Consider the following 16,229-nt stretch of genomic DNA (forward strand, 5'->3'; position numbering starts at 1 on the left):
TTAGAATCCTACATTTGTGATCGGATAAATTAATCTTGCGAGTTTGTCTGCAAGAAGGCTATATCCCAAGTTATTTGCATGAATGCAATCTAACATAAATTCAGCGCGAGAAAAAGGTTTTCCACCGAGAGTATTTCGTAAGTCTACATAAATGAAAGAAGGTTCTTCCCTGGAAACATCAACCAGGAGGTTGTTAAAAGCATCCAATTGAGTTGCTGTAAAAGCGGCCGCATCAGGTACAACTAGACCAACACGATCAAACTTAGTTTTACAACCTTCATCAGAACCTGGAATCACGGGTGGCATGAATGGATTGGGATAGTCGTATCCATGAATGATCCATTTTATAGGAGCTCCTCCAAATTTTGAAATTTTGTAAGCGTTACCAGTAATGACTAATTGTTTGAGATTGGCTTTGATCGTGGCAAAACGCTGCGCTTGCACAGTGTCGATTTTCCCAATGTATTCGGAGAGATTATCCTGGATGTCATTTCCTCCCAGTGAGAGGATAATGACTTTCATATCAGCACCACCTTGGTCAATGACTTGGAATTGGAGTCCTTGGTTGACAACTTGTTGTAAGGTTTTTCCACCGAGAGTGGCACCGACGAATTTATATTGGAAGCGGTTTTCTAATTGAGGTCTTAGTGTTTCTACAAGTGGATAACCAAGTAAAATGTCTGCCCAACTATCACCGATGATGCCAGTTTTGGCAGGCGTTTCTCCATTACAAATTGCATAGGTATAACAGAGAAAATGTGTACTTATATCTTCTAAGTATTCCTTTTTTGTATCACAATGGATAAGGAATGTTAAGATTCCTAACAAAAGTGTATATTTAATTTTTTTCATTTGGTTTTGTTTCCTTCCAGATATGGTCCATGATAAATGCACAAGATAGATCGCCGGTCAGATTTACTGAAGTTCTACACATATCTAAAAAGCGGTCAACTCCAAAAAGGATGGTGATTCCTTCGATAGGAATCTGAAAGGTATATAAGATGGATGCCAAAATTACAAGCCCGACTCCTGGAGTTGCTGCTGTACCTATGGAAGCTGCCGTAACAGTACCAACTAACAAAAACAAGTCTAGTGATGAAAGTTCGACATGATACACTTGGCTCAGAAAAACTGTGGCAACAGCTTGGTACAATGCGGTTCCATCCATATTGATTGTAGCGCCTAGTGGAAGGACAAAATCGGCAACGGTTTCTTTTAGTTTTAACTTTTCCTTAGCAAGTTTTAAAGAATAAGGAAGAACAGAACTGGAACTTGAAGTAGAGAAACCAAGTAAGGGAATTTCACGAACTTGGTTCAGGAAACGAATCGGATTTTTTCTTGTAAAAAATAAAATCAGAACTCCATAAAAGACCATTATACAAAAAAGTCCAAAAAGAACTGTTCCGATATAAGATAAGAGTCCTAAGAATAAAGAGAAACCAATTTGGACTATGGCATAACTCATCAGTCCTAAAACAGCTAAGGGTGCTAACTTCATCGCTGTGGCAACAACCCAAAGGCAAAAGCTTTCAAGCGAGTGGCAAAATGCCTTTAAAGCGGCTCCTGAATCACGAGAGGTTAAGAAAAAAATACCTAAAATCATTCCGAAAAAAACGACAGATAACATTTGTTGTTTGGACCAAACATTTACTAAATTTTTAGGAATGATATCAGCGATAATTTCTGGAATGGTTTCTTTCTTTTCTGAAACTTTTGTGGGATTCACATTTTGGTTTAATTCCAGAGTTTGGTTTTGAATGTGATTTCCTGGTTTGATAATCAGGGTGAGCGATATTCCAATACTGACAGAGATGACTGTTGTAAAAACAAAATAGAGAAGAGTTTTACTTCCCAAATCCCAAAGATCTTTTAAATTTCTTAAACTCGAAACTCCAAGCGCAATGGAGACTATGACTAGCGGAATCATAATCATTTGGAGTAAGTTTAGAAAAATATCGCCCGGAAGTTTCATCCATGCTAGATATGGATTTAAACTTAAAGACGATACAAATCCGGTTTCGGGATTTAAAAGTAATCCGAAAATCAAACCTAACAATAAAGAGATGAGGATCTGGATCCAAAAGGGTATTTTAGGAAAGAACATTCCCAAAATTTACCTTTTTGAAATTCTCTGTAAATGAATTTAAATGCTTATATAAGTTTGAAAGAGACGAATTCTGTGGAAAATTTTGGCACCGTTTTTGATTTTGCGAATTTCCACAGTGTACTCATCTTTTGCGCGTTGGATTTCCTTCATTGTTTTGTGGAGGACTGCTTTTTTTTCAGGACGATTGTCCCATTTATAAGCTGCTTCTTGGCGCATGAGTTTTTCTTCCAACTGGCGAATGGTCTTTTGATGAGAAAGTTCTACTTTGTATTCTTCTTTTTGAAAAATAGACAAAGTTTCTTTTCTTAAGATTTCTTTTTTGGTTTCTGCTTCTGATTCGACAATCGGAAAACAATGAATAAACGCTTCTTCTAATTTGGATAGGGCGAGTTCTTTTTCCGGAACATAAGTTTTTGCCTCTATCCATTCGTTTGGTTTTTCACCGAGGACTGCGGTTTTCTTTTTCTTTAAATCAAATTCAATAAAAAAGAGGTCTTTTCGTTTGAGAGAAAAGTCAAATTCCACTTGGAAAACAAAAAGGATTTTTTGGCCTAATTCATTTGAGATCAAATACTTCTTTTTACGACCAACATCACTTTGAGTGAGTAGTTCCGTTACTTTCTCTACAAAGGGGTGACCAAATGCCATAAACTCAAGTGAATCATTGGTTAAGGCAAGGTCGGAATCAAAAGTTGCCTTTTTGACTTTACCTTCAGAATTCTTATATTCGTATGATCCCTTGCTAACGGAAGTTAAAGTTCCTGGGAGATGTGACTGAAAAAACTTTGATCCTTGAGCCACAACTTCTTCTAGATGGCTATTGTTCCATTCTCTTTCTTCTAAAGTATGATCATAATAATCTTTTAAATTGAAATCCAAAACTTTCGGAGTTACAAGTGCATTGAGTTTTTCGAATCCTTTTTGAGCCACTTGGATGCGAAGGTCAAATTCTGTTTCCAATTCTTCTTTGGTTTTGGTGCCTGTTACAAATTTCATCAGACTTGAGTTGAAATCAAGTTCCTCTTCAATGGTTCCCAGAAGATCATCGGAGGCTCCGATCGATTCTTCAAAGAGACGAATTTTGTTTGTAAGCACTTCTAAAATTCTTTCCGCTACTGTATCTTTGGAAGCAAAGTTAAAGATATAAACATTATCTTTTTGCCCAAAACGATGAATCCTTCCAATTCGTTGTTCAATTTTTAGCGGGCTCCAAGGTAAGTCATAATTAAAAAGTATATTTGCAAATTGTAAGTTACGGCCTTCGCCACCAGCTTCCGTACAAATTAAAATTTCGTAGTCTTCTTTGAATTTTTGAATGGCGACTTCTTTTTCATCCATACTTAAAGAACCGTGAAATGGTGAAACTTTGAAGTCAGGTTCTAGAACAGATTGTAGATGGTCTTGAGTGGTTCTAAATTGAGTGAAAATGATAAATTTTTTATGCCCTTCTTTTTTTAGGCGATAGAGGGTTTCTTTTAGTTTTTGGGTTTTTTTATCTTCTTTGATTTGTTTTCCCAAATGGATGAGACGATTTAGAGTAAACAGTTCTCGTTTGATCCTTTGGAAACTAGACATTTCTTCATCTTCTAATTCAGTGATGAAGTCTTCTACACCTTCCGTTTCATCCAAATCCCAATCATCGAGAGTGGTCTCATGTTCTTTCATGTAATGGAATTTAGATTCCAACATAAACTTTCTTTTTTGTAAGGCAGAAAGTAGAGCGATGACTGAAGAATCCAAAAGTTTTTGGAATACTACCATCACAAATCCAATGGCACGGTTTTTGGTTCCCATTGCCATATTGTATTCTCTTTTTACATAATCAGTGGTCTCGTCATAAAACGCACGTTCTATGGGTGAAAGATCAATGCGAACCGTTTTGGCAAAACGTTTGGTAAATCCACCTACTTCTACTTTTCTACGTCGAAGAAGGACTTTGGAAATTTTTTCTTTTAGATCTCCTTTTTGACCAACCACGTAATCATTTACAAAGGTATGGTATGGTCCAAGGATATTGGGATCGACCAAATGCATGAGATAAAAAAGTTCTTCTAGTTTTCCGCGAAAGGGAGTTGCTGTCAGAAGGAGGAGGCATTCTGTTTTTCGTGCAATCTTTTCTGCAAAAAGATAACCACGTGTGATTTTTGAATAATCACGACGAAGTCTATGGGCCTCATCAAAAACAACGATATCCCACTTAGTTCCAAGAATTTCCTCTGCATACCTTGGATTTTTAATAAAATCGATCGAAGTTATGATCTTATTAAAATTTCTCCAATGATCCGGTCCATTCGTTACAAAATTCCTTCTACGAACAATTGCAAATTCTTCATTGAATTTGTTTTTCATCTCTTGTTGCCATTGGACTAAAAGTGGAGATGGTGCCACCACTAGAACTCGTTTGAGGCCGCGTCGGAACATTAATTCTTTTACGGCAAGACCTGCTTCGATCGTTTTTCCAAGACCTACTTCATCTGCTAAGATGAATCTTGGTTTCAAACTATTAGCAACAATGAATGTGGATTCTATCTGGTGCGGAAGTAAACGAGTTCTAGAATTAGATAGAGAAGATAATTTATTAAAATTATAAGTGAGTTTGAGTTGGCTTGCCGCTAGGCTTAAGTCCATTGCTTTGGGAAACTCTTCCCAAACACGAAGTGATTCTGGGTATTGATTTAAAAACTGTAAGTTTTTGTTTGATTTATTAACAGTGCGAAAAAGTTCTTTGGATTCGAAAAACAACTCAACGGAGGTAGGTGTTTCTTTTGTAACTTTTGCTAGACCTAAACCTGGTTCATCGATGAGAAATCCATATTCATTTGTTTGTTTTGGTTCAACAATCGTTTCAAAATCTAAACTTAATTGAGTAGGGATGTCCATCAAACTCCTTTCTGATTTCCCCAAAGTACTTTGTGAATTTGAAGCGACAAACGACACTTAGGTGGGTTGTCTACTTTGATCCATTCAACTAGTTCTTTGGCATCCACTTCACCGTGGACTGGCGAATACAATATATTTGTCTGTATTTTTTGTTCGCGAACGACTTCGAGACTTCTTTCAAAGTCGATTCTATCTCGCACAACAAACTTGATTTCGTCAAGTGAATTATGTCTCTTTTCTAGAATCCGGAAATTTTCCTGATCCATCTTTTCTTCCATCCCCGAACCTGGTAATTTATAGTCCATAGTGAAGATAAAAAAAGGATCTTCAGTGATTCGTTCACTTCCATTGGTTTCTACACGAGAGGCAGGGTAGGGAAGTTCTGTACTGATTCTATGATTGTAGATTTTGTTTGCTATGGCCAGAGATAAGTCGCGGTTTTTTCCTTCCAAAGGTTCCCCGCCAGTGAGTAGTACTTGGTAACCGTGATGAGGATCTAATTTTTCTAACTCTTTCCAGATAGAATCTAAACTTTTTTCTTCGCCTTGGTTTGGTCCCAAGGCATAAGCTGTGTCACACCATAATGCTCGTGTTTCTGTTCTGCCACAACGTAAGGAACAACCAGCAAATCGTATGAAGACAGTAGGGATTCCTTGCGAAATTCCTTCCCCGGATATGGAAGAATAGACTTCATGAATTTTTCCAAACATTGTGATGATTCCTTGTATGTCAGATTCCTTTAAATTGTTCTTGCGAAAACATTAATTCAGAATTTGCTTTTTATGGTCATGTTCGTAGATGCTAAATTGGAATATCCGTTAATCCAAGAAAAAGAAATACAAGAAAATCATCTTTTGCTTCGGTTTCGAACCCCTGCCAACCCTAAAATTGAGGAACGCAAACCCTTAGTGATTGGCCTTGTTATCGATAAAAGTTGGTCGATGAAGGGTGAAAAAATGGAATCGGTAATTGACGCTTCCTGTGCTCTTGTCAACTGGCTGACCAGACATGACGCTGTTGTTATTGTTGCTTATTCGGCAGATGTCCAAATCATCCAGCCAGTGACTCACCTAACAGAAAAAATTTCTGTTACTGATAAAATTAGAAATATTCAAGTTGCCACTTCTACAAATTTAAGTGGTGGGTGGTTATCGGGTTTAAAAAGTCTTAACCAATGCAAAATCCCGAATGCTTATAAACGTGTTTTATTACTTACTGATGGAAATCCTACTTCAGGAATTAAAGATAAAGAAGCCCTTGTTAAAATCGCAGAAGATCATTTAGCTATGGGAATCTCTACCACAACCATTGGTGTTGGAAATGATTTTAATGAAGAGATATTAGTAGAAATTGCAAAAGCCGGTGGTGGAAATTTTCATTATATCGATAATCCAGAAAAAGCATCTGATATATTCTTTGATGAGTTTGGAGATATAGGAGCTCTGTATGCACAGGCCATTGATGTGGAATTACAATTAGCTCCGGGAGTAAGATTCAAACAAGTGTTATCAGAAACTTCACATCAAGTAACAGAAGAATTTGATGAATTTTTAGGAGATTCTAAAACGATTTCGAGGCAGAAAGTTAATTTGCAGTTGGGTGATCTCAGGGCCGACGACATTCGTAATTTAGTATTACGTTTAGAAATCGATGATCGAGTTTCTCAAACAGAATCTCCTTTTTGTGAAGTAAACTTGTCCTATTACAATTTATCTAAGCAGAATGCATTAGAATGGGTAAAGGAATCTTTTCAATTTCCAAAAGGTAAAAACAGAGGCAAACAAGATCCAGACGTTTTAGTAGAGATTTTAGTAGCAAATGCAACGACTGGGATTCGAGAAATTTCTGATTTGATCAAACGTGGGCATAGCGAAGATGCCAAAGCATTACTATTTGGCCTCATCCAAGATATTAAAAATAATTTACATTTTGCTCCCAATGCACTTGGTTCTGTTTTGGGTCGTTTACAAGTTCTGGAAACTAAAATCACAACGAAGTCAGATGATCTAAACAAACATCTTTTTATGAATTCGCAAATACTGATGAAAGGTCCAGAGAAGTTAGATTTAAAAGATGTTGTTCTTCATGATGAAATCTTTGAATACAGAACCATTGGTGATATCGATTTATATAAATGTCCTGAAATCAAACTCCTAATAGAACAAAAACTATCAGAAGGTTATCGTTATATGATTTTTGATTTTATTGAGACATCGCATATTGATTCTTCTGCGATTGGAATGGTGATTCAGATTGTGGGTTGGCTACGAAGACGGGGTGGTGAACTTGTGGTTGCCAACATTCATGATTCGGTGAAAAAGATTTTCGAAATTACAAGGTTGTACAACCACATTCGCGTAGCTGAAAATGTCTCCTCTGCCAAAGAAATTTTACAGAGGATCATTTATGCAAACGAAGGAGATAAAAAAATTAGTTAATTTAAGCTAGCCATCGTTCTGCTTCTTCGATCGCTTCCTTTAAATCACTTACCAGAGCAGGTGCAATAGCGATCCCTTTCTGAGTGGGTTTTAATTCTCCGTTGGGGTCAGTGTACCAAACTCTAATATTAAAAAAAGTTTGGCCTTTGTATTCGGAAATCTCAACGCGGATGACTTCTCCCCTACCTTTGTCAATATCTCGAATGATTCCTGTTTTTGCCATTTTAGTACGTCTCTACAAAAAGTTGTTCTTTTTCTTCCAGGTGTTTTTTGAATTCATCATACGAAAGATCAGTTCCGCAAGCAGACATGATTTCTTGTATCACTCCTTTTTCCATTCCTTTCGGACCGCCACAAATATAAAACTTACCATTTCCATTGACAGCATTTTTAATGGCTTCGGCATTTTCTTTTGCTCGGTGAGAAATATACATTTTTCCACCATCAAAGGAATTTTTTTCCTCTCGGCTAATCGCCGTTATGAAATGAAAATTGGAATGACTTTTTGCCATATCTTCAAAATAATCACGGAGGACAATTTCGTCAGAATAGGGAGCTCCATAAATCAACCAAACATTTCCTTGGAAGGAAACTAGTTTCTGAACCAGAAGTTCTTCGACCATTCCGAAAAAAGGACTAATCCCAGTTCCGGTAGCAAAAAAGAAAATATCACCTGAAAAATCAGTTTGGGGTAGAAGGAATTTTTTTCCCGCAGGACCTGTCATGGTCACTGTATCCCCAGGTTTCAAATCACAAAGATAATTGGAACAAACTCCCTTATGGACAAGATTTCCGTTTTCATCGTAAACATTATCCCTTTTGACAACAAACTCAATATTGTCTTTGGTTTGACCAAAACTAAACGACGGTGAGGCGATGGAATACAAACGGATGGTGTAAGAAGGATCGGCCGAACCTTTGGCTTGTTTTTCTGGATCCACACCCGGAGGGATGATCCCTGCACTTTGCCCGATCATATATGGGTAGGTGTTGTGATCGACCGCTATGGTGATTCGATGAACGGCAGAATCCCCTTCCTTTGCAGGACGTTTTCCCTTTCCTGGTTCGGGAGTCAAACGGGTGTTCGCTAGAACTTGGGCTAAAATAGGATTGGATTTTTTAAACAGATTGATCTGAGGGGTAAGCAAGGTCGTCCTCGTAACAGGTGGTTTTTGGTCAAGTTTGGCATTCCGATCCTTCGGGAAAAGGAGAAGTTAGAGTTTTCATTTTTCCTCCTCGGAATTATGTCTCTTCTTGACTCATTTTTTGGATTTTTTAAACTTTAGTCATTCCGGCCCCCTCGCCGATCCTAAAGACAACCGGGAAAACAAATTGCATGAGATCGATTGAAGCACAAGAAAAGAAACCATCCTCATTTCCAAATACCGTCCTTCATCAAAAATTGGAATCATTCACAAATTCAATGATCCAATCTCTACAAACCAAAACAAAAGAGGAAAAATCCTGGGTCGTTCTCTCTATGTCAGGGGAAATCTTAGCCCATGGACACAAACTTCCGCAAATCGATCGTAATTCCGATTCCTTATTTTCTGTTTAATTAGAGAGGTTTTTATGTCTAGAGTCGGTATTCGTTTTTTTATCAAAGTCCAACTAGCACTTGTTAGCATAATTTTACTTACAAGTCATAACCAAGTTTCTGCAGAACCATATGGAATGGCTGGTTGTGGGCTTGGATCGATGGTGCCTGCTTGGAAAAATGACATTGGCCAAGTTGTTGCTGCGACTACGAACGGTAGTTTGTCCTCTCAGACTTTTGGGATTACCTCAGGAACATCAAATTGTACTACAGATGGAATTGTTCGTGCTGACCGAGTACAAGAAGTTTTTGTGACTTATAATGAAGAACCATTAGAATTAGAGACTACACAAGGGACGGGCGAAAGAATTCGGACCATTGCTTCTCTCTTAGGTTGTCCGACACATGGAATAGAACTTGGAAAACTGATGAAAGAAAAACATTCTTATATTTTTGAGAAGTCAAAAGAGGGAGATTCGACTACAAGATCCCAACTCATTCTTTCTAGACTCAAATCTAAAATCGCAGAAGATCCAACTTTAAAACAAGCTTGTTTGTATTAGTCGCGAATGACTCGCGAAATTTCTGAATTGTAACGGTGTGCTGCTTCCGTTTGGTTTAGATATCCATAGGCACCTAATTCAAATAAAAAAGCAGCCGTGACTCCATAACCACCATCAATAACAGAATCACATCCCTTTTTGCCTGCAGGATGAATTTTCCAATCTCGTGGATTTAGAAATTGGAAATTTTCCGGGCAAACCACATGGCCGAAATTTTTACCGTCTGCATGTCTTGCTTCGTGTAATAAAACAAGCACCCGGTCCAATCGATTCAAACTAAAAAATGCGCGTCCAAGCAAAACATCCCCATCGTCATGGTACATCGCTATATAATCACCAGTAGATCCGTAAGAATATTTTTTGATTCGCGATTGGATCCAACGTGATAACTTTTTTCCCGAAAACCCAAACTTGAAGATAGATTCAAATTGTGTAAGTTTGTTATACGTGGGTTTATCGATTTTGATTCGTTTGGGTTCTATAGATTCTAAGTAAGAAAAAGATTCTTTGAGAACTTTGGATTGTTTTGCATTTAACTTGGATTCATCGGCGTACAAAACGACACCTGAGAGTGAATAAAGAACAAAAACAATGAATGCTGTTTTATAAACACTAAGTTCAAAAAGTGGCTTGGAGTCCACCATAGTAAAACCTGGGACGAATAGGATTGTATGTAAGCTCGTATTGGTCTAGGAGGTTGTCCACTCCTAAAAACAAAGACATCCTTCCATCGAAGAATTTTTTTTCCATTCGTACATTTAGTAATGTGAAAGGTTTCCCATAGACTACTTTGTTATTTTCTTCGACCGATTTGGTTTGTTGGTCGATGAGAGCTGTACTACTTCCTGCAGTAAATTCGTTGGTTGTACTATAAAACGGCCGTTTGTCTAAACGTTTAGCACGGAGGGCAAATTCCCAGCCACCAGGAGCGTTAACAAAAAAGTTCATTGTTCCTTGGTGTAAAGCTCTTCCTTCTAGAGGTCTATCGGTTGTTAGATCCCTGGTGTCTGTTTGGTTGTATCCTAATTCCAGAGCAAAGTATTTGAGGAATCGAACTCGAGATCCTGCTTCCACACCTCTTGTATAAGCTCTTTGGATATTCTTTAATTGGAAATTGGCAAATTCACTGGTTCTCGTCCCAAAACTATATTGGATGAGGTCTGTAATATCGTTACGAAATACACTAAGAGACAATGTCCAAAATTTATAAGGAGTGTATTCAATGTCTGCGTTGACAGTTGTTGATTTTTCTGGTCTTAATTGGTCATTTCCATCAACAACATATCCCACACCTGGATTTTCGAAACGTAAATACAATTCTCTGAAGGAAGGAGGACGAAATCCTTTTCCATAACTTGCGCGGAATACAAGATTACTTGTGATATCTACTTTGGTTGCAATTTTTGGAGTGGTTTGTCCACCAAACTGAGAATCCACATCATGGCGAACCCCTGGAACCAGTCGCCAAACAAAACCTTGGCGCCAAATGATCCACTCATCTTGAATGAAAGCTGCTCTTCTGGTTCGATAAGCATTTCTTCTTTGGAGTCGGTCAGACTGTAATTCTTCGGAAAAGGATTCTACTCCCGCAGTGATCATATGATCTTTATTGATTTCGTGATCAATCTGAGCAACACCCTGTGATGAAAACTCATTGGTGAGTTCTTTTACATCTAATTCATTTGAATTTCTTTGATCTAACTTATAGTGGTTTTCCCAACGCGAAAAATTTCCACGTAAGGAAATCATATTTCTATTCCCATAGGAATATTCTAAAGCACCTAACCCAAGAAAGTCGTTTGTGAGATTGGTTCTATCAAAAACACCACCATTGGCTCTAGAATCAACCCCTGCTTGGTTTCGGTTTAAATAATTGAATCCGGTTTTTACTTTAAATTGACCATCGGGATTGAAGGTCATATTCCCACCTAAGTTGTTATCCTGGAATGCATTCCCTGTAGTGGCTGGAGTTTTAGGATCTAAGTCATAAGCAGCAGATTGGTTGAACCCACCAAAAAAATTTGTGGCTACAAAACTATTTTTAAAACCCACATCAGCGATCATGTTCTTTTCGCCTTGGGTACCAAAGTTGGTTTGTCTTCCGTTTCCGTAAGATGTTCGGAATTGGTAATGTTCTGGTTTTTCAGCTTGTTTGGTAATGATATTAATCACACCACCAATCGCATCGGCTCCATACAAAGAAGAAGAACTACCTTTTACAATTTCAACCCGTTCAATATTTTGAACTTTGAATCGAGTTAGATCGATGGTATTGTTTAACCTTCCTGCAACACGTTGTCCATCCACAAGAAAGAGTACATATTTAGAATCAAGCCCGAGCATTTGTACTTGCGAACCACCAAAAAAAGGTGTTACATTGATTCCAGTTTGTGTATCGAGCACCTCACCTAAGTTACGTGCTCCTGTTTGTTCAATTCGTTTTCTAGAGATTACCTCTGTAGCAACTGTAGAATCTTTGAGTCTTCTTTCACCACGCGAACCAGTTACTACGATCCCATTTTTATTGTCTAAATCTTTGAAACGATCTACTTCTTCTGTAGAAGTTTCTTCTTTGTTTTCTCCATCCGCTACTGGCGTAGTGGTTGTGGTACCTGTAGTTTGTGGGTTCTGATTCTGATCAGTAGGATTGGTTTCAGTTGTTGGAGTGGTAGTGTTCGGAAGTTGTTGGTCTGTCGTTTTAGTTTTTTTTCCTGTTTCACGAGGACGTGTTTGGGAATGAACTTCTCCAATAAAAAGTACAAAGAGGCAAAGGATAGGAAATAGAAACTGAATGAAAGAATGCATTAGGGAAGTTTTTTCCATCGGATGGTAGGATAACCTGAAGTTCCCGCATCACTATAATAATTTTCGATATGAACGGCGTAAGTAGAAGCTCCTGTTCCCCCTCGAATGAGAAAGATATCAGGTTTTGGAGATAAAAATCCAATAGTGTAATAGTACCATTCGGTAACAATTGCATTTCCGATATAAGTTGCCCCGGCTCCACCAATTCCTTGTGTGGTGGTGGCAACATCAACGGTAAATGTGGAACATCCTTGGCTAGCAGCAGAATTAGAACTAGCTGTACCAAAATCAGTTGTATTACTTTTACAAGCACCGCCGAGTCCAAACCGATTGGTTTCACCTGAATTTGTTGCGGCTTTGTATCTGTTAAATGCAAAATCCCAGGTAAGAGAATCTTTTTCTGAAAAAGGAATTTGTTTGTTACCTTCAAATTGAAAGTAAATATAAAAATCTAAATTAGTCGCATTGAATCTAGTTGTATAACTTCCATCTCCGTTGGACTTGGAATATACAATTTTATCTAAAGCATTGGGATTTCCTGCATTGATCAAATTGGTGATCAATTGGTTTACAAACAAGTCTTGGTCTGACAAGGCAGCTTCCTGCCTTGCACAAAAACTCAATAGGAAAAGTATCCCAAAGATAAAAAACTTCAAATTTCTTTATAAGCCCGCAACAGTATAAGTTACACTAGCCGCTTGTCCACGAGATGGGATGGCATAAAAGAAAATATGATAGTCACCGGCAACAGTAAAAGTGATCGTTCCTGTTCCAGATACGGTATACGAATTAGTAAACTCACTGTTAGTATCAGTTAAACTTGTAGGTGTAAAACCTGTTCTAGTAGAAGTAGATAGTGGGCAAGTTGCAGATTGGTATACGATTACAAAAGAATTTCCGCTAAGGGCAACAGTTGTTCCGTTTTTTGCAGTGATTTTGAGCGCTGCTGTTTGATGACCTACGATTGGTACAGAACCGATTTTGCTAATAGTCTCTGTTCCATTGGCAGTCACGACACTTTGCCAAGTATTGATACTTGCTCTTGGAGGTGCTGAAACTGTGCAATCACCAGGGGAATTTGTTAAAGCTGCAAGAAGTAGAAGTGGAGTGTTGTCTTTTTCTTCCTTCTTTTCACACTGGAAGGAAAATCCAGCTACCAAACTTAAAAGAATGATTAATTTTGTCTTATTTTGAAGGGATTTCATAGAACCTCGGTCATTTTTATCCAAACTCAAGTACGAGTAATGAGAATCAAATTCATTTTACCGATTGCCTAAATTTTTTCTGAGACTGACAGAATTATGACAGATGACTTGGGATTGTCCGAACATTGGTCATTAAAATCCATAATTGGGATCAGAAATTGGCAATTGACTCTGAACAAATGATTTAAAAAATCAATTGTAAGGAAAATGATTCTTCGTCTACTATGCCAAGGTCATGTCTCTCAAACAAATTACGATCTACATTGAAGAGTTTGATCATAATTTTTATCATCGCTTACTAGGCGACATAAAGAGCATTGATTCTTGTCATGTTCATAGCTTTCGTTCCATTTTGGATATCATACCTGGGACGATCCAAGAGTCAGCAGTCTTCTTATTTTGGAATGATCCTAAAGTTCTAGAGAAACAAAAGTTCATTTTTGAATAATTTCCGGAGTCTCCATACATATTACTTTCGGTAACATCACTAACTCCTGCTGAATTAGAGAGAGCAGCCCATCCAACTTATCTTCATCTTTCAGAACCAACATATTCAATTGGGATTTTAGATTTAATATTAAACTTTGCTGAAAGGCTCATTGAAGATATGAACCGTTCGATTGCCTATGACAAAATCAGAGAAAAGGTAGTTGTCCTTCAAAATGTTTTTGAAGAGTCACTCGACATCTTAATGCAAATTGATCCAGGTACAAAACAAATCATCAATGCCAACAAACAAGCGGTAGTTGTTCTGGAGTATTCACTTGAAGAGATTGTTGGAAAAGAATTCTCTTTTTTTATGCCTCCTGTTGAGATCGATGAAGATGAAGAGTTTGAGGGAAATCTAATTGAAAGCACTGCATTACAAACAAAATCAGGAAACTTGATTCCAACAGAATCCTCCTTTCGGCTCTTTCCAGTAAATGGTAAGATGGCGATTTGGGCAACGTTTCGCGATATCACAGATAGAAAACGATCACAGGAGCAAGTTAAAAACCAAAAAGCATTCTATGAGTTTATTTTGGATAATTTGGATTCAGACATTGCTGTGTTAAATTCTAATTATCAATATGAATATTCTAATCCAGTGTTTTTATCAAATAAAGATATGCGTAAATGGTTATATAAAAAGACGGATGTCGAGCTTGCAGAGAAATTAGAACTTCCTGCAGAGTTTTATGAAAAACGTAAAAAATATTTAGATCTTGCTGCCAAAGATAACGAGATTGTGCAATTTGAGGAACTCATTCAAGATAGTAACGATAAAGTCACTTACCTTTTGAGAAAATACATTCCAACTGACGATGCTGAATCTAACCAAAAAAGATTCATTAGTTTTGGTGTGGATATTACGGAAAGAAAGTTATCGGAAGAACGTATTAGTTATTTAGCTTACTATGATGCACTCACTGGACTTTCGAATCGAACTTTGTTTATCGATCATGCTAACCAAGCCTTAAAAAACCATAAATCTACAGAAACCTTATTAGCTTTCTATTTTTTTGACATTGATAATTTTAAATTTATCAATGATAGTTTGGGCCATACGAAAGGAGATATCCTTTTACAAATGGTTGGTGCTAGACTCAAACGTGTAATGACCGAAGTCGACACTGTGGCAAGATTTGGTGGTGACGAGTTTGCTATTTTAAAAGTAGATGTTTTAAATAAAAGTGCAGCTGCCGAATTTGCTCAAAAGATTTTAGATATTCTTAGCCAACCTTTTCATATTATGGGTCGTGATTTGTTTACAACCATTAGTATGGGAATTGCACTTTCACCAAATGATGGAGTTTCCACTTCCGAATTATTAAAAAATTCGGATATGGCAATGTACAAAGCAAAAGAACTTGGAAGAAATAATTTTAAATTTTATACGAATGAACTCATACTCAGATCTGAAAAAAGATTATATATAGAGAATTCTTTAAGAAAAGCCATTCAGAACGAAGAGTTAATTCTTTTTTTCCAACCAAAAATTTCCACTGTGACGAATCAAGTTTGTGGTGCGGAAGCACTCATTCGTTGGAAACATCCTGAAAGGGGTTGGGTTCCTCCAGTAGAATTCATTCCCGTTGCCGAAGATTCAGGTATCATTGAAAGGATTGGAGATTGGGTTTTGGAAGAGGCTTGCCGCTTAAAACAAGAATGGAAACATCAAGATCTACCTTCCTTTCCTGTAAGTATTAACGTAAGTGGAAAACAACTAGCGCGTGCTAATTGGTCACACCGTGTACAATCAACCATCCTTCAGTTTAATATTCTCCCTGAGGAAATTGAATTAGAATTAACGGAAAGTTCCATCATGGAAAACCCAGAAAAAAGTATAGAAGCTTTTGAATATTTAGCAGATCTTGGGATCAAAGTTTCTATTGATGACTTCGGAACTGGGTATAGCTCTTTGAGTTATTTAAAGAAAATCAATGCAGATGTTTTAAAAATCGATAGATCCTTCGTGATTGATTTGGAATTGAATGAGGATGATAGAGCCATTTGTAAGGCCATCATCAATATGGCACATTCTTTAGGAATGGAAGTCATTGCCGAAGGTGTGGAAAACTCTGTTCAGAGAGATTTGTTACATGATTTGGGATGTCATATGATCCAGGGGTATCTCTATAGCAAACCTTTGCCTGCCGAAGATTTTGTTACTTTCGTCAAAAATTTTAACGAATCTGCTAAAACAAAATAGCC

General features: G+C 37.5%; 15 protein-coding genes. 5 read left to right on the plus strand and 10 right to left on the minus strand.

The window, feature by feature from the left end; translation table 11 throughout:
• Genes CH361_RS00830 through CH361_RS00845 form a run of 4 tightly spaced genes read right to left on the minus strand, consistent with a single transcriptional unit; the run spans position 1 to position 5,697 of the window.
• On the minus strand, positions 1-852 hold the full coding sequence (locus CH361_RS00830; protein ID WP_100788935.1) for an SGNH/GDSL hydrolase family protein: 852 nt from the start codon (positions 850-852) through the stop codon (positions 1-3).
• Positions 839-2,104: a dicarboxylate/amino acid:cation symporter gene (locus CH361_RS00835; protein WP_100788936.1), complete on the minus strand. Its 1,266-nt coding sequence runs from the start codon at positions 2,102-2,104 to the stop codon at positions 839-841. The genes CH361_RS00830 and CH361_RS00835 overlap by 14 nt, the downstream gene beginning before the upstream one ends.
• A gap of 39 nt (positions 2,105-2,143) precedes the next feature.
• Positions 2,144-4,987 (minus strand): DEAD/DEAH box helicase, encoded by a 2,844-nt coding sequence (locus CH361_RS00840; protein WP_100788937.1) that lies wholly within the window; start codon positions 4,985-4,987, stop codon positions 2,144-2,146.
• Positions 4,987-5,697 (minus strand): 7-carboxy-7-deazaguanine synthase QueE, encoded by a 711-nt coding sequence (locus tag CH361_RS00845; RefSeq protein ID WP_100788938.1) that lies wholly within the window; start codon positions 5,695-5,697, stop codon positions 4,987-4,989. Before CH361_RS00845 ends, CH361_RS00840 begins: the two co-directional genes overlap by 1 nt.
• A 72-nt stretch (positions 5,698-5,769) precedes the next feature.
• Between CH361_RS00845 and CH361_RS00850 the strand changes: the two genes are divergently transcribed.
• Positions 5,770-7,425, plus strand: coding sequence for a VWA domain-containing protein (locus CH361_RS00850; RefSeq protein ID WP_165782214.1), 1,656 nt, complete (start codon positions 5,770-5,772; stop codon positions 7,423-7,425).
• 1 nt (position 7,426) lies between these two features.
• Here the strand turns inward: CH361_RS00850 and CH361_RS00855 are convergent, their stop codons facing one another.
• Positions 7,427-7,648, minus strand: a complete 222-nt coding sequence (locus tag CH361_RS00855; RefSeq protein ID WP_100788939.1) for a transcriptional coactivator p15/PC4 family protein — start codon at positions 7,646-7,648, stop codon at positions 7,427-7,429.
• Between the two features lies 1 nt (position 7,649).
• Positions 7,650-8,573, minus strand: a complete 924-nt coding sequence (locus CH361_RS00860; protein WP_100788940.1) for an FAD-binding oxidoreductase — start codon at positions 8,571-8,573, stop codon at positions 7,650-7,652.
• 188 nt (positions 8,574-8,761) lie between these two features.
• Between CH361_RS00860 and CH361_RS00870 the strand changes: the two genes are divergently transcribed.
• Both CH361_RS00870 and CH361_RS00875 read left to right on the plus strand, forming a co-directional pair.
• Positions 8,762-8,983, plus strand: a complete 222-nt coding sequence (locus CH361_RS00870; RefSeq protein ID WP_100788941.1) for a hypothetical protein — start codon at positions 8,762-8,764, stop codon at positions 8,981-8,983.
• Positions 8,984-8,997: 14 nt separating this feature from the next.
• Entirely contained in the window at positions 8,998-9,525 is a 528-nt protein-coding gene (locus CH361_RS00875; RefSeq protein ID WP_100788942.1) for a DUF3015 domain-containing protein, read from the plus strand.
• On the opposite strand, the gene CH361_RS00880 is transcribed toward CH361_RS00875, so the two are convergent.
• The 4 genes from CH361_RS00880 to CH361_RS00895 form a co-directional block, all read right to left on the minus strand.
• Positions 9,522-10,169, minus strand: coding sequence for a hypothetical protein (locus CH361_RS00880; RefSeq protein ID WP_100788943.1), 648 nt, complete (start codon positions 10,167-10,169; stop codon positions 9,522-9,524). The two genes, CH361_RS00875 and CH361_RS00880, sit on opposite strands and share 4 nt — an antisense overlap.
• Positions 10,144-12,330, minus strand: a complete 2,187-nt coding sequence (locus CH361_RS00885) for a TonB-dependent receptor plug domain-containing protein (protein ID WP_100789404.1) — start codon at positions 12,328-12,330, stop codon at positions 10,144-10,146. The genes CH361_RS00880 and CH361_RS00885 overlap by 26 nt, the downstream gene beginning before the upstream one ends.
• Positions 12,330-12,923, minus strand: coding sequence for an HmuY family protein (locus CH361_RS00890; RefSeq protein WP_100789405.1), 594 nt, complete (start codon positions 12,921-12,923; stop codon positions 12,330-12,332). The genes CH361_RS00885 and CH361_RS00890 overlap by 1 nt, the downstream gene beginning before the upstream one ends.
• Before the next feature lie 69 nt (positions 12,924-12,992).
• On the minus strand, positions 12,993-13,535 hold the full coding sequence (locus tag CH361_RS00895) for an LIC20153 family lipoprotein (RefSeq protein ID WP_100788944.1): 543 nt from the start codon (positions 13,533-13,535) through the stop codon (positions 12,993-12,995).
• 235 nt (positions 13,536-13,770) lie between these two features.
• Between CH361_RS00895 and CH361_RS19805 the strand changes: the two genes are divergently transcribed.
• Together CH361_RS19805 and CH361_RS00900 are read left to right on the plus strand one after the other, a co-directional pair.
• Positions 13,771-13,983, plus strand: coding sequence for a hypothetical protein (locus CH361_RS19805; RefSeq protein ID WP_244279445.1), 213 nt, complete (start codon positions 13,771-13,773; stop codon positions 13,981-13,983).
• Between the two features lie 159 nt (positions 13,984-14,142).
• Complete coding sequence (locus tag CH361_RS00900) at positions 14,143-16,227, plus strand: sensor domain-containing protein (RefSeq protein WP_244279452.1); 2,085 nt, start codon at positions 14,143-14,145, stop codon at positions 16,225-16,227.
• The last annotated feature ends 2 nt before the right edge of the window (positions 16,228-16,229 follow it).

Source organism: Leptospira brenneri (assembly GCF_002812125.1).
In the GTDB taxonomy this organism is placed as follows: Bacteria; Spirochaetota; Leptospiria; order Leptospirales; family Leptospiraceae; genus Leptospira_A; species Leptospira_A brenneri.

Bases quoted from the DNA above. Each gene is read 5' to 3' on its own strand.
- CH361_RS00840 (WP_100788937.1), bottom strand. From the start codon at position 4,987: ATGGACATCCCTACTCAATTAAGTTTAGATTTTGAAACGATTGTTGAA.
- CH361_RS00870 (WP_100788941.1), top strand. From the start codon at position 8,762: ATGAGATCGATTGAAGCACAAGAAAAGAAACCATCCTCATTTCCAAAT.
- CH361_RS00900 (WP_244279452.1), top strand. From the start codon at position 14,143: ATGAACCGTTCGATTGCCTATGACAAAATCAGAGAAAAGGTAGTTGTC.
- CH361_RS00830 (WP_100788935.1), bottom strand. From the start codon at position 852: ATGAAAAAAATTAAATATACACTTTTGTTAGGAATCTTAACATTCCTT.
- CH361_RS19805 (WP_244279445.1), top strand. From the start codon at position 13,771: ATGTCTCTCAAACAAATTACGATCTACATTGAAGAGTTTGATCATAAT.
- CH361_RS00855 (WP_100788939.1), bottom strand. From the start codon at position 7,648: ATGGCAAAAACAGGAATCATTCGAGATATTGACAAAGGTAGGGGAGAA.
- CH361_RS00895 (WP_100788944.1), bottom strand. From the start codon at position 13,535: ATGAAATCCCTTCAAAATAAGACAAAATTAATCATTCTTTTAAGTTTG.
- CH361_RS00850 (WP_165782214.1), top strand. From the start codon at position 5,770: ATGGTCATGTTCGTAGATGCTAAATTGGAATATCCGTTAATCCAAGAA.
- CH361_RS00845 (WP_100788938.1), bottom strand. From the start codon at position 5,697: ATGTTTGGAAAAATTCATGAAGTCTATTCTTCCATATCCGGGGAAGGA.
- CH361_RS00875 (WP_100788942.1), top strand. From the start codon at position 8,998: ATGTCTAGAGTCGGTATTCGTTTTTTTATCAAAGTCCAACTAGCACTT.
- CH361_RS00880 (WP_100788943.1), bottom strand. From the start codon at position 10,169: ATGGTGGACTCCAAGCCACTTTTTGAACTTAGTGTTTATAAAACAGCA.
- CH361_RS00835 (WP_100788936.1), bottom strand. From the start codon at position 2,104: ATGTTCTTTCCTAAAATACCCTTTTGGATCCAGATCCTCATCTCTTTA.
- CH361_RS00885 (WP_100789404.1), bottom strand. From the start codon at position 12,330: ATGCATTCTTTCATTCAGTTTCTATTTCCTATCCTTTGCCTCTTTGTA.